Consider the following 13,715-nt stretch of genomic DNA (forward strand, 5'->3'; position numbering starts at 1 on the left):
AATAACTCCTCCCCTTTGGGGAGGCCGGGAGGGGCTTTTTATGAAAATACTCATTATTCAACAAAAAATGATTGGAGACGTTTTGACGTCCTCAATCCTTTTTGAAGCCTTACGAAAGGAATTTCCTAAAGCTGAATTACATTATTTAATTTATCCGCATACCAAGCCTGTAGTAGAAAATAATCCGTTTATAGATAAGCTTATTGAATACGATCCAGGAATTGGAAAAGACCCCATAAGATTCCTGAAGTTTTTAAATTTTATTCGCAAGGAATCTTATACTGTGGTAATTGATATTTATTCAAAAATAAGTTCGGGAATAATTGCAAAATACTCTGGTGCATCAATCAGATTGGGGTTTCAGAAAAATTATACCCACGCATTTTACACCCAAACTTTTAACTATAAAGAGAAACCTGAAACACAGGCAGGGCTGGCCATAGAAAACCGAACGCAGGTTTTAGAGGCATTTCACAAAAATTTCCCCAGGGATTTAAAACCTAAAATTCACATATCTTCGGAAGAAAAAGAAAACTTCAGAAAAAAACTTGAAAAACAAGGTGTAAACTTAGAACATCCACTAATTATGTGTGGCATATTAGGCAGTTCTGCAATGAAAACTTATCCAGGAAATTATATGGCTTTCCTTCTGGATGAAGTGATAAAACAGGCCCCAAAGGCTCAAATACTCTTTAATTATTTACCCTGGCAAAAAACTGAGGCGAAGAATATTTATAACCAATGTAAGACTAAAACCCAGTCTCAAATTTTCTTTAATATTTATGAAAGTTCCCTAAATGGTTTTATGCTGAATTGCGCTAATTGCGACCTCTATTTTGGCAACGAAGGTGGAGCAGCAAATATTATGAAAGCATTGGATAAACCCACTTTTTCTATACATTCTCCCATAATAAAAAAGAATTATTGGGCTATTTATGAAGATGGCGAAAAGCATGTTTCAGTGCACCTGGAAGATTTTCAACCTCAGCTTTTCAAAACTTGTCCACGCAGATATAACAAAAAACTGAATACGACTTTATATCAAAAACTAAAACCTGAATTGCTCAGCTTAAAATTAAGTAACTTCCTGAAAAACTTCAAATAATGAACTACCGGTTTCTAATTTACATCAGCTACACCTACGCTTTTCCTATTGGCGAACCTTTGGAAAAAGAAATCCAAAAGCGTGGTTACGAGGTGAAATGGTTTGCAGATGTAGAGGAAACCAAAAAAAAAATTAGCAAGGATAAGACTGTTTTAGAAGATATTCAATCAGTTATGGCTTATCAACCACATGTTATTTTAAGTATCACAGACAGCATTGCTGATTTTATTCCTGGAATTAAAGTCCAGGTTTTTCATGGGTTTCTGGCAAATAAACATAGTTTCAAAAAAGGTCATTTCAGAATTAGAGGATTATTCGACTTGTACTGCACTCAAGGACCTTCTACCACAGGACCTTTTAAAGAATTACAGAAACAACACAAACATTTTGAGGTAATAGAAACAGGTTGGTCTAAGGTAGATTCTTTGTTCCCTATAGAGAAAAATTCTACCGAAAAACCTGTAATATTGATCTCTTCGACCTTCTCCCCCAAATATAGCCTGACCTATGTGGAAGAGGTAATAAATGAAATAAAACGATTATCTAAAACAGGGAAGTGGGAATTCAAAATCGTTTTACATCCAAAATTGGCTAAAGATAAGATCGAAATTTTCAAGGCTATGCAGAATGAAAACCTTACTTATTATGATACCACAGATATAATACCGCTCTTCAAACAGGCAGATATTATGTTTTCTGATACAACTTCTGCAATCACTGAGTTTATACTTCAAAAGAAACCTGTAGTAACTTTTAAAAACAATAAGCCAGGAGAACATTTTATTAATATTACTGAAGTTTCTGAAATTGAATATGCCCTTTCCAAAGCTTTAACAAGACCGCAACCTATTATGGAAGCAATTCAGAATTATATTGATGTTACTCACCCTTATTCCGATGGTAATTCAAGCCAACGTGTAATTAATAGTTGTATCGAGTTTTTAAATAGCGATAGATCCCATCTGAAAAAGAAACCTCTTAATTTAATTAGGAAATTCAAGGTGAGAAAAAAACTTGGTTTTTATCCGCTCAAAACATATCGGCGACCTCCTACTATTAAATAGTGAAAACTAATTTTGTAATTTTCACTATTTGAATGTAGAAATGATTTTAACCTATTGAATTTGTGCAGACTTTTTGTGTTATTTAATTTCTCGAAAATTTAACTTAGTATGGAAAAAAAATTGATTCTTATTCCAGGAAGCTATGCCAAAGAGTTTCCTGCAGGAACTTTTAACGTGCCTTGATCATTGAGAAACGTAAAGAAAGCACGAATAATAAAACGTCTTTAAATGATGCTTTGCGGGAGTATAATGTGGTGGTTTAGATGAAAACCTAAGAATATTTCTTATTTTTACATAAATAAATAATCCGAATTATAACCTGAATTCTTGGGTTAAACTCATATCGAATGACAGAACCTTTTGAAAACATTCAAGTTGATGCCGTTATAACTTGGGTGAATGGAAACGATAAAATTTGGCAGGGAAAAATAAATGCTTATTCTGAATCTAAAATAAATTTCTCTTCTAAAAATCATCTTAAGCGATACAATTCGATTGGAGAAATTGATATGGCCATTAAATCTATAATTAAGTTTGCGCCTTTTATTAAGAATATTTTTTTAGTAACCGATAATCAATCGCCTCAATCCTTTGATTCCTTAAAAGCATTAGCAAAAAACAAAGGTGTAAACTTAGAACTGGTTGATCATAAGATTATTTTCAGGGGGTTTGAAGAATATCTACCCACCTTCAACTCGTGCTCTATTATATCTATGTTATTTAGAATTCCCTACTTATCTGAGCACTTTATAATTTTTAATGATGATACTCTATTAATGAGAGAGGTATTAGTAGATGATTTCTTTATTAATGGTGAACCAATTATAAGAGGTAAATGGCAACAGTTTAATGAAAACAAATCTTTAAGAAAATCTTATAATGAAATTTTGACTTTTTTAGATATTCCGATAAAAAAAAGTGAAATTAGTTTCAAGAAATTACAACAGAATAGTGCCAAATTGGCTCAAATGGATAAGTATGTCAGACGTTTTCATACGCCAGTTTGTGTAAGAAAGTCCACCCTAACTAACTTCTTTAAGGAAGATACATTGCTTAGAAAGAACATACAACATAGGTTTAGAAGTGAAAATCAATTTCTTATATCTTCCTTATCTGAGCACTTAGAAATTAAAAATAATACTTATCATTACCGGAATAATTCCCAATTGACATACTTCCGATCTTATAAAAAATTATGGTTGACTAGATTAAAGTTAAAGTGGTTTAAAAATAATCCGAATAAACTCTTCATCACATTTCAAAGCTTGGACATGGCAAATGATGAAATTTTAGAATATATATTGTATTGGATAAAGAAACGATTGAGTAAGAACTAAGATGTTTCTGATTATAAAGTAGAAAAGTCAAGTATTATTTTGCGTTCTTCCCCGAAGCGAACAAAAATTTTAAATTCATATCTAATTTATTTAATTCCCAAAAGATTTTTGAATTTCTGTTTCACTTTTCTGTTCTTACCACGGTTAACGAAAAAGGAATTCGCAAAAAACCACATCTTCTTAAAAACATCGTTTTCCGGTTTTCCAAGAAGATCTGCGTATTCTTCAGCCATAATTTTCACCAGTTCTTTATTGGAAGTCAGCCTCTCAAAGTTCTTCATCCTTTCAGTAAAATTAAGCGACTTGAAAATCATTCGGTTTAAATCTACCAAATAGAATTGGAAATTTCCATTATTTAAATGAATCAACGTATTTCCGGGACTATGATCTAAAAATTCAACCTTTTTCTCATGTAAATTATAGGTAAACTTTGTAAAGGCGCGTAAAATATCTTCGTGTCCAGGCTTAGCCAAATCTAAATCCCTAAACGTAAGGTTATACTCCAAATGTTCACTGATATAATAACTCTTGGTTAGCGCACCTTTGCTTGTTTCTTCGGCAAAAGCAATGGGTTTTGGGGTCCCAATTCCTTTTGTCATCAATCTTTCAGCAAATTCAAAGGAACGTTCTGCTTTAGATTTTCTAAAATACACATAAACATACCTATTGATGTAATTTGGTTGTTTAAAAGATTTTATATTAAATTTTATCCCATCTATCTCAACCACTTTTATATGGTTTCTACGTCGCTTTTTACCGGTGAAAAACGATTGACCAACAGCGTTGAAATTAAGCAAGATTTCTTCAACACCTTTTTCCGATAACTTATGATATTTTGATAAATATATCTTCATTAACCTATAATATTGAAATTTTTACCAGAAAATTCAGGTAATATAAAAAGTATTTCATGATTTCTAAAAATCACGCGTAAATCACTATTTTTGCGCCCATAGTCTGTTGTGCATTACCTAAAATCAGGTTTAGAATAATTAGCAAATATAGCCATATCAAAGGCGAAAAAAGAAAAACTTCTAATGAAAATCCTTCATTTATCGGCAGTACATAGTTGGGGAGGCGGCGAAAAACAAATTGAATTGCTGTGCGAAGAATTTCAAACCGGTTTTCCAGAAGTAGAAAATATTATTCTTTGTGTTGAGGAAGGATTATTTCATAGAAAATTGAAAAACACTAACATAAATTTCAAAACTGCCCCGCTAAAATTTAATTTAGATCTTCGGTATAGCTTGAGAATTATTAGTTTTTGTAAAAAAAAGCAAATAGATCTTATACATATTCATGATCCGAAAGCACTTTCCCTAGCGGTTATAGCGGATAAATTTTACAATTTACCCTTAATGGTATTTAGTAAAAAAACGACCTTTCCTATTAAAAACCGGAAACAAACACTTTTTAAATATAACTATCCAAAATTAAAACGCATTTTATGTGTCTCAAATAGGACCAAAGAGATTACGGCAGAAACGCTAAAAAATTATGACCGGTTAAAAACAATTTATCACGGTATTAGTCTGATAAAGCAACAAAATATTACTACAAAAATCGATCTTCGAAAGAAACTTGGGCTTGGTAAAGATGTTATTCTAGTAGGAAATATTGGAAACCATATTCCCGCAAAAGATCTGACTACTTTTATCAAAACTGCTAAAAAAGTAATTCAGCAGCAAGAAAAGCTGAAATTTCATTTTGTTCAAATTGGCCAATTTACATCTGAGACCCCTAATTTACTTAAACAAGTAAACACTAATAATTTAGAAAAAGATATCAGCTTTTTAGGATTTATGGAAAATGCATCGGCCGTAATTCCGCAATTAGAAGTTTTACTCTTAACCTCAAATTCAGAAGGCGTACCAAACGTAATTTTCGAAGCATTCTATCATAAAACTCCAGTAATTACGACTAATGTGGGCGGAATTTCCGAAATTGTGACCCATATGGAAAATGGGCTTTTAACTGAAGCTTTTGATGCTAAAAAATTAGCAGAACAAATCCTCTTTTTACAGAAAAATCAGGAACTAATACCTCGTTTTACAGAAAACGGTCATAAAAAAGTGGTAGAACATTTTACAACTAAACAGATGGCAACAAAAACATTACAAGAATATAAATTAGTTCTCAATGGAAAATAATATAAAACAGGAAATAGAAAACACCCTTGAAGTTTTAAAAAAAGGAGGGATCATTTTATATCCAACGGATACAGTTTGGGGAATTGGTTGCGATGCTACCAACCCACAAGCAGTGGAACGGATATATAAATTAAAAAAACGAGCCGATAGCAAAGCGATGATCTGTCTTGTGAACAGCGTAAAAATGCTGGAACAGTTTGTAGATAAGGTTCCGGATCCCGCATATGATGTTATTGATCATTCCAATAAACCAACAACCATTATTTATGATAACCCAATTCGGGTGGCAAATAATCTGGTTGCTGAAGATGAAACTCTGGCTATACGCGTGGTGAAGGAAAAGTTTTGTGAACAACTTATCTACAAATTAAGAAAACCCCTGGTTTCGACTTCTGCAAATATCAGTGGGGAACCTACCCCAAAATCTTTTGCTCAAATAGCTCCGGAAATTTTAAAAGGTGTAGACTATATAGTAAATTTGTATCATTCAAAAATATCAGATAAACCTTCGTCCATAATTAAAATTGGGAACGATAGAACTGTAAAAGTGATACGCAAATAAGACATGCCCAAAAACAAGAATTTCAGCAAAGCACTCAAACCTGAAATATTTAAAATTATATCCTGCGCCACCGAAGAATTAGGCCTCGAGAGTTATGTGATAGGTGGGTTTGTAAGAGATCATATCTTACAGCGTGGAGATCCAAAAGACATCGATATTGTTGCTGTAGGAAGCGGAATTGTGCTGGCAAAAAAAGTTTCTGAATTACTGCCCCATCAACCAAAAGTTCAGATTTTCAAAAATTACGGAACCGCTATGTTGCGGGCTTTTGATATGGAGATCGAATTTGTGGGAGCCCGTACCGAAAGTTATAATGAAGATAGCCGAAATCCCATGGTGGAAAATGGTTCCCTGGAAGATGATCAAAACCGTAGAGATTTCACTATTAATGCCCTTGCTTTAAGTTTAAATGAAAAAAATTTTGGAGAGCTTATAGATCCTTTTGACGGCCTGGGAGATCTTGAATCACAACTGATTAAAACCCCTCTGGATCCGGATATAACCTACTCTGATGATCCTTTGCGCATGCTTCGCGCTATAAGGTTTGCAACTCAATTGGGTTTTAAAATTGAAACTCAATCCATGGAAGCGATTTCCAGGAACAACGAGCGCATTAAAATAATTTCCGGAGAACGTATTGTAGATGAACTTCATAAAATATTGCTTTCTAAGAAACCTTCAAAAGGGTTTAGCCTTTTGCATAAAACAGGCTTACTTCAGCTTATTTTACCTGAATTAACCGCCCTGGAAGGAATTGAAGAAATCGAAGGTCAGCGACATAAAGACAATTTTTGGCATACACTGGAAGTAGTGGATAACATTTCCAATAACACCGATGATCTCTGGTTACGCTGGGCGGCTCTTTTACACGATATTGGAAAGGCGCCTACCAAGAAATTCCATAAGAAAATAGGCTGGACCTTCCATGGACACGAATTTATAGGAGCTAAAATGGTTTTTAAACTTTTTAAACGCCTACGGATGCCATTGAATGAGAAGATGAAATACGTTCAAAAACTCGTATTGATGAGTTCCAGACCTATTGTGATAGCCGATGAAAATGTTACAGATTCTGCTGTGCGTAGGTTGGTATTTGATGCGGGGGACGAGATTGAAGATCTAATGACACTTTGTGAAGCAGACATCACAACAAAAAATCCGAAAAAATTTAAAAAATACCATAATAACTTTCAGAAAGTAAGGGAGAAAATTAAAGAAGTTGAAGAACGGGATCATGTTCGAAATTTCCAGCCACCTGTTACAGGGGAAGAAATAATGAAGACCTTCCACCTGAAACCATCCAGAGAAATAGGAATTATTAAAGATGCTATAAAAGAGGCTATTCTGGAAGGGGAAATTCCTAATGAATATGAAGCAGCCAGGAATTTCATGCTTAAAAAAGGCAAAGAAATAGGCTTAAAAACTTAAAATACATAGACCTGAATAAATAAAGATTGGATCAAAATGAAAATAGCTTTTAAACGTTTGTTAATCTTGATTTTTCCGGTAAGGTTTAGAAATTAGAAGGACTAAATTTGCGCTATGAAAAGAGACCTAAAACCTGTTGCAATCTGGCTTCTCACTGGATGTTTTCTTATTTTTATAATGGTGGTAGTGGGAGGGATAACCCGGCTCACAAATTCCGGACTTTCTATGACCGATTGGCATCTGGTAACCGAAGTAATTCCACCAATTACGCACACGCAATGGGAAGCGGCTTTTGAAGAATATAAAAAATATCCGGAATATCAGAAGATCAATATTCATTTTGATTTCACACTTGAAGATTATCAGCAAATCTATTTCTGGGAATGGTTTCATCGATTACTTGGCAGACTGTTAGGGATTGTATTTATTGTTCCTTTCATTTATTTCCTGATAACGAAAAAGATTAGCGGAGAAGTCCTAAAAAAATGTATTGCTCTTTTATTCCTGGGAGGATTCCAAGGATTTTTGGGCTGGTATATGGTAAAAAGTGGCTTGATTGATCAACCGGATGTGAGTCATTACAGGCTCGCCATGCATCTTACCACCGCATTCATAACCTTTGCTTTTACCCTTTGGGTAGCATTGGATATTATGTATCCAGCTAAAAAAATCATAAAAACCGGTTTCCGAAATTTAATAAGGTTTACCCTGGTGATTTTGTTGATACAGATTGTTTGGGGAGCATTTGTGGCAGGTTTAAATGCAGGTTTAATACATAATACCTGGCCATTGATGAATGAAGGTAAACTCATACATGAAACGGTATACATAGAACAATCGCCACTATGGAGGAATTTTGTAGAAGGAAAAAGTGGCGTACAGTTTGTGCATCGATACCTGGCTTACGTCGTGGTAGCGCTTATAGGTTTAATTTGGTTAAAAAGTTGGAAATTAGATCTTACCGGCCCGCAAACCACCGGAATTAGCGCACTGGTAATTTTAGTCGTTGTACAATTTGTTTTGGGAGTTTTTACCCTTATTTTTGCCGTACCGCTTTGGTTGGGAATTTTGCACCAGGTAGGAGCATTTTTCCTTCTTGCCGCAATTACATTTACCCTGCATAGATTTAGCCGATAAATGTTATAAACTATAGTTACTATAAAATCAATTTTCCCACAACAATTGCGGGAAATAGGTAAAATAAAGAAAAATCCAAAATTTGGATGAAATCCCATCCGTAAAAAAAATGAGGATATCAGCGTATTAAACCCACTAGTGGGATCAAAAATAAAAAACATAGAATGATTTATAGATTCAGGATAATATTAGATACTCATGAGGATGTTTTCCGGGACATTGAAATTGAAGAAGAAGCAACTTTAGAAGATTTTCATAATGCTATTATCAATGCCTTCGGATTTGATGGCAATGAAATGGCCTCTTTCTATTTAAGCGATGGAGATTGGAATCAGGGAGAAGAGATCTCACAATTTGATCTTAGCGAAGGTGCCGATTCTATCCGGTTGATGAATGAAACTTCCCTGGATTCGGTAGTTTCTGAATCGCAAACCAAGTTGATTTATGTGTACGACTTTCTTAGCATGTGGACATTTCTTATTGAACTGGGAGAAATTGCAGAACCGGAACCGGGACGAGATTACCCCAATTTAATGTTCGTTCACGGCCAAATTCCACTGGAAGCGCCAGACAAGGAGTTTATTGCTGAAAAAGACGAATTTGCAGAGGATATGGATTCAGATTTTGATTTAGAGGATTACGACGATCTTCCCTTTGATGAAAACTGGAATTAACCCTTCGGCTGCGCTCAGGGTGACAATCACTTAGGCTGTGCTCAGGGTGACAATCCCTTCTCGTGCGCTGAGGATAAGGATTCGCTAATTGTTTTCCGTTCACTATCACCATTAAGTTTTAATTTTTTTCTCAATTCTCATATCTCAATACTATTTTCTCAAATGATCAACTTATATAACGCACAAATTGAATCGCTTTCAATTCACAGAGTTGGAAATAAAAGCCGCAATGAGACTATATTTCTTTCTGCCGAACCATTTCAATTAAACGATGAGATCACACCGCTTATCAAGGAATATTTCTTAAAACCTTTCCGGGAAAAAGAGGAAAATTATTATCAGTTTTTTCACGAAACAGACCTGGAGTTTAATGAACTTTTTAATTTAACCAATAAAATTTTTGATCAGCCGGAAGATATTCATGAGGTTTCTAAAAAAATAAATACGTTATTATTCGAGCAATCCTCCCATCCCCACATCAAAAGTGGGGAAGTGTATGTGGTGTATTTTGAAAATATGTTGTTGGATAACGAGAAAGTTCCGGCAATAGGAATATTCAAATCTGAATTAAAACAGGATTTCCTTCAGTTTCAGGAAAAGGGAAGCACGCTGGAAATGATTATTCAGCAGGGGATCAATATTCAGAAACTTGATAAAGGAGCGCTTATATTCAATAAAAACAGAGAGGAAGGGTATAAAATCCTTTCTGTAGATTCAAATAAATACGATACCAAATACTGGCTTGAAAACTTTTTAGGAGTTGATGTGCTGGCCGACAATAATTTCTACACCAAGAAGTATTTAAAATTTTGCCAGAATTTTGCCAAGGACGTGGTTTTACCTGCTGAAGACAAGAAAGAAGAGGTGATGTTTATGAACCGAAGTGTGGATTATTTCGCGAAAAATGACGATTTTGAAGAAACCGCTTTTATGAACTCTGTGATCGATAATCCAGATTTAATCCCGGAATTCAAAAATTACAAAACAGATAAAGGACAAAAATATAAAATCGAAGATCTTACCTCCTTCCCTATCGCGAACACCGCGGTTACAGCCGCCAGAAAAACAATTAAGAACACCATCAATCTGGATACCCATATCCAGATAAGGTTGGATTTTATCAATCCGGAATCGGCTGAGAAATTTGTGGAAAAAGGCTGGGATGAAGAAAAACAAATGTATTACTACCTGGTTTATTTCAATAAGGAAGAAAAGAGCTAAATCATTTTGCCCCGGAGCGAACCCGCCCGAACGTTACAGGCAGGCTCACGGGTAAAGTGGACGGAAGAACTATTCGGAATTTCTTGAAATCCCGCACGAATGGAACGGGCAGGCATCGGGGAATAAATCCAGATAATTTACTTAACGCAGACCTTTCGGATTTACATCTTCATAATTTCTTCTTACAAATTCAAGGGCTGTGCGCAATATTTGTCCCATAGTGCGAGCCCTTTTAAATTTCATATCCTTGGTAAAATCATAAAGATCTTTTCGCAATTGCCTAACATTTGCCTGAGTAGACACATGATCGTTTATCATACACCGTATTAGTTCTTTAAATCGGGTCCTGGCATTGATCATTCTTTTAGCCAGCAGTGAGCGTTCTTCCCTACGATACTGTTCTATGGAATCTGCCTGTAATTTATCTGAAACCAACTGTACCATTTTAAAGTTTTCTTTGAAAAACTGTGGCCTGTAAACTTTTAAATTTCCTTCATAACTTTGTTGATCGAAATCGATTGCACGAATGGTATAATCTACATGGTCAAAATCATGGGTTGGAATCACCACATAATTATAGGAGCGCATATCCCCCAGCAATCGAACCATACATCGCTCATTGAATTTCACAAACTGTTTCGCTATTTGCGTTTTTGCACGTTCATCACAATGCGGCAATTCATCCTCCAAAAATACATCTCCCGGAATCCCGGCGATATGTTCCTCTATTAGGGTGTCTTTATAGACCAAAAAATTGATCCTGTGGGGAGAAAGTATATGCTCAATTTCCAGTCCGTAAATTCGGGAAGCATCTGCCAGTTTTACATAGAAATAGGTGAAACTATCGTTTAAAATATTCCTGACTTTTATTCTGAAAGGTTTTGAATTTCCAAAAGTGCAATAATCTATGGCGTCTATGTTTAAAGATTCCAGGGAGTCCATATTTCCATCAGAATGCAAAATGGTATACACATGTTTTAGGGATTCATCGATTTCTATTCTTTCAGAATCTGCATAATAACAGCGCACCCAAAGCGTATCTTCGTCATGCTGGTCATAGACCGCAATACAGCCGGAAAAGCGAAGTAAATCATCGTAAAATACCGGAATCTTAGTGTTCCTATTGTATCTGGCGAGGTAACTGTTAAATCTATCGTTTATAGGAAAGGAAGGTTTTTTCCTGGACATTAACTTTTCTTCCATGAACTGTTTTTTTCAAAAATACGGGTTCTAAATCACTTCTCCTGTAACAAAACGTTAACTTCGGCGTCACATGTTAAAACTAAGCATACCTTGGAGACAATACTTACACTAAATAATCTCACCAAAAAATACGGCCCACTCACCGCGGTTAAAAATCTCTCCTTCACGATCCACAAAGGAAACGTATACGGAATATTAGGCCCCAATGGAAGTGGGAAATCCACAACCCTTGGAATGGTTTTAAATGTGGTGAATAAAACAAGTGGCGAATATCACTGGTTTGACGGAAAAGATTCCACTCATGAGGCCTTAAAACAGGTAGGAGCAATAATAGAACATCCCAATTTCTATCCGTATATGACCGCCAGGCAAAATCTTGCTTTGGTGTGTAAGATAAAAGGAATTAATTCGCATAAAATTGAAGAAAAACTAGAAATTGTAGGCTTGCTGGACAGGAAGGACAGTAAATTCCGAACCTTTTCTTTAGGAATGAAACAGCGTCTTGCCATTGCTTCGGCCCTTTTAAACGATCCGGAAATCCTTATTCTGGATGAACCTACCAATGGACTGGATCCTCAGGGAATTCATCAAATTAGAGAAATAATAAGGCGAATTGCTTCTGAAGGTACTACTATTTTACTCGCATCCCATTTGCTGGATGAAGTTGAAAAAGTTTGTACCCACGTTGTGATCATCAGGAAAGGTGAAAAGCTTTATAGTGGAAGGGTGGACGAAATGAATGCAAGCCACGGATTTTTCGAATTAAGAGCTTCCAATTTACAAAAACTTGAGAGCATTTTAGTAAGTCATCCTTCCATTGGAAAAGTGACTAATTCTGAAGGTTTAGTTACCGCAATCCTTGAAGAGCCTATGGATGCAGAGACCATGAACTCCTTTCTTTTTGAAAACGGGATCGTGCTGTCTTATCTCAACAAGCGCAAAGAAAGTCTGGAAGAACAATTCCTACAATTAACCAACCAAACAAGTCACTAAATGTTTCGTTTACTAGATATTGAATTACATAAACTAAAATATAGCAGGTCTGCAAAGATTCTTACTATTACTTATTTTATCCTGATAACTTTCATTGCCCTTATCGCTTCCATAGAATTCGATTTGGGACAAATCCATTTCAGGTTGGCAGACCAGGGAATCTTTAATTTCCCTTTTATATGGCATTTCAACAGTTATATTGCGGCACTTTTAAAACTTTTCCTCGCCATTGTAATTGTATCCATGATGTCGAATGAATACAGCAACAGGACCTTAAAACAAAACCTTATTGACGGTTTAAGCAAGAAAGAATTTGTGCTTTCCAAGTTTCTTACGGTCGTGCTTTTTTCCATTATTTCAACCTTATTTCTCATTGTAGTTTCCCTGATACTTGGGTATTCATTTTCTGATTACACCGAATTTTCCATCGTTTTTTCAGATATGGAATATTTACTTGGCTATTTTATCAAACTTCTTGGATTCTTTTCCTTTTGTATGTTTATAGGGATCTTGATAAAACGATCGGCTTTTGCGCTGGGATTTCTTTTTATCTGGTGGGTATTAGAAAATATTGTAAACGGAATTCTCACCTGGAGAATTTTCCGCGACAGCGATATTGCTGACAATATAGTGCAGTTCTTTCCTCTGGCATCTATGAGCAATCTCGTGGTTGAACCTTTTTCACGGTTAAATTTCATTCAAACCGCTGCCTCACAAATCGGATCGGAATTAGATAAAGATTACGGCGTGCATTGGTACCAGCTTTTAATAGTTTTGGTATGGACGTTCCTTTTTGTGTTTTTATCCTACAAGTTATTAAAAATAAGAGATTTATAATTAT

At 35.2% G+C, this 13,715-nt stretch carries 13 protein-coding genes and 1 pseudogene; 12 read left to right on the forward strand and 2 right to left on the reverse strand.

Going from position 1 to position 13,715, the window contains the following annotated elements:
- The first annotated feature begins 67 nt into the window (after window positions 1-67).
- The 4 genes and pseudogenes from GILLI_RS01400 (at window position 68) to GILLI_RS01410 (ending at window position 3,506) form a co-directional block, all read left to right on the forward strand.
- Window positions 68-1,105 (forward strand): glycosyltransferase family 9 protein, encoded by a 1,038-nt coding sequence (locus GILLI_RS01400; RefSeq protein ID WP_245545585.1) that lies wholly within the window; start codon window positions 68-70, stop codon window positions 1,103-1,105.
- Window positions 1,105-2,169, forward strand: a complete 1,065-nt coding sequence (locus GILLI_RS01405; protein ID WP_006987329.1) for a CDP-glycerol glycerophosphotransferase family protein — start codon at window positions 1,105-1,107, stop codon at window positions 2,167-2,169. The genes GILLI_RS01400 and GILLI_RS01405 overlap by 1 nt, the downstream gene beginning before the upstream one ends.
- 123 nt (window positions 2,170-2,292) lie before the next feature.
- Window positions 2,293-2,432: pseudogene (locus tag GILLI_RS18745) on the forward strand (2,3,4,5-tetrahydropyridine-2,6-dicarboxylate N-succinyltransferase); the annotation flags it as partial.
- 84 nt (window positions 2,433-2,516) lie between these two features.
- Entirely contained in the window at window positions 2,517-3,506 is a 990-nt protein-coding gene (locus GILLI_RS01410) for a Stealth CR1 domain-containing protein (RefSeq protein ID WP_006987330.1), read from the forward strand.
- Between the two features lie 86 nt (window positions 3,507-3,592).
- On the opposite strand, the gene GILLI_RS01415 is transcribed toward GILLI_RS01410, so the two are convergent.
- Window positions 3,593-4,360, reverse strand: coding sequence for a lipopolysaccharide kinase InaA family protein (locus GILLI_RS01415; RefSeq protein ID WP_006987331.1), 768 nt, complete (start codon window positions 4,358-4,360; stop codon window positions 3,593-3,595).
- A 183-nt stretch (window positions 4,361-4,543) separates the two neighbouring features.
- On the opposite strand from GILLI_RS01415, the gene GILLI_RS01420 reads away from it, so the two are divergent.
- From GILLI_RS01420 to GILLI_RS01445, 6 genes are all read left to right on the forward strand, one after another.
- A complete protein-coding gene (locus tag GILLI_RS01420) occupies window positions 4,544-5,656 on the forward strand; it encodes a glycosyltransferase family 4 protein (RefSeq protein WP_006987332.1) in 1,113 nt (370 codons plus the stop codon).
- Window positions 5,646-6,218, forward strand: a complete 573-nt coding sequence (locus GILLI_RS01425) for an L-threonylcarbamoyladenylate synthase (protein ID WP_006987333.1) — start codon at window positions 5,646-5,648, stop codon at window positions 6,216-6,218. The genes GILLI_RS01420 and GILLI_RS01425 overlap by 11 nt, the downstream gene beginning before the upstream one ends.
- Before the next feature lie 3 nt (window positions 6,219-6,221).
- Window positions 6,222-7,646 carry a CCA tRNA nucleotidyltransferase gene (locus GILLI_RS01430; RefSeq protein ID WP_006987334.1) on the forward strand — a complete coding sequence of 475 codons (1,425 nt, stop codon included), beginning with the start codon at window positions 6,222-6,224 and terminating at the stop codon, window positions 7,644-7,646.
- 114 nt (window positions 7,647-7,760) lie between these two features.
- A complete protein-coding gene (locus tag GILLI_RS01435) occupies window positions 7,761-8,783 on the forward strand; it encodes a COX15/CtaA family protein (RefSeq protein WP_006987335.1) in 1,023 nt (340 codons plus the stop codon).
- 164 nt (window positions 8,784-8,947) lie between these two features.
- On the forward strand, window positions 8,948-9,457 hold the full coding sequence (locus GILLI_RS01440; RefSeq protein ID WP_006987336.1) for an IS1096 element passenger TnpR family protein: 510 nt from the start codon (window positions 8,948-8,950) through the stop codon (window positions 9,455-9,457).
- 162 nt (window positions 9,458-9,619) lie between these two features.
- Window positions 9,620-10,678: a nucleoid-associated protein gene (locus GILLI_RS01445; protein WP_006987337.1), complete on the forward strand. Its 1,059-nt coding sequence runs from the start codon at window positions 9,620-9,622 to the stop codon at window positions 10,676-10,678.
- Window positions 10,679-10,819: 141 nt separating this feature from the next.
- Here GILLI_RS01445 and GILLI_RS01450 read toward each other — a convergent pair whose 3' ends face one another.
- Window positions 10,820-11,881, reverse strand: a complete 1,062-nt coding sequence (locus GILLI_RS01450) for a hypothetical protein (protein WP_006987338.1) — start codon at window positions 11,879-11,881, stop codon at window positions 10,820-10,822.
- Window positions 11,882-11,971: 90 nt separating this feature from the next.
- On the opposite strand from GILLI_RS01450, the gene GILLI_RS01455 reads away from it, so the two are divergent.
- Both GILLI_RS01455 and GILLI_RS01460 read left to right on the forward strand, forming a co-directional pair.
- Window positions 11,972-12,874, forward strand: coding sequence for an ABC transporter ATP-binding protein (locus tag GILLI_RS01455; protein ID WP_006987339.1), 903 nt, complete (start codon window positions 11,972-11,974; stop codon window positions 12,872-12,874).
- Window positions 12,875-13,711, forward strand: a complete 837-nt coding sequence (locus GILLI_RS01460; RefSeq protein WP_006987340.1) for an ABC transporter permease — start codon at window positions 12,875-12,877, stop codon at window positions 13,709-13,711.
- Window positions 13,712-13,715: the final 4 nt, after the last annotated feature.

The sequence above is a fragment of the Gillisia limnaea DSM 15749 genome (genome assembly GCF_000243235.1).
Lineage (GTDB): Bacteria > Bacteroidota > Bacteroidia > Flavobacteriales > Flavobacteriaceae > Gillisia > Gillisia limnaea.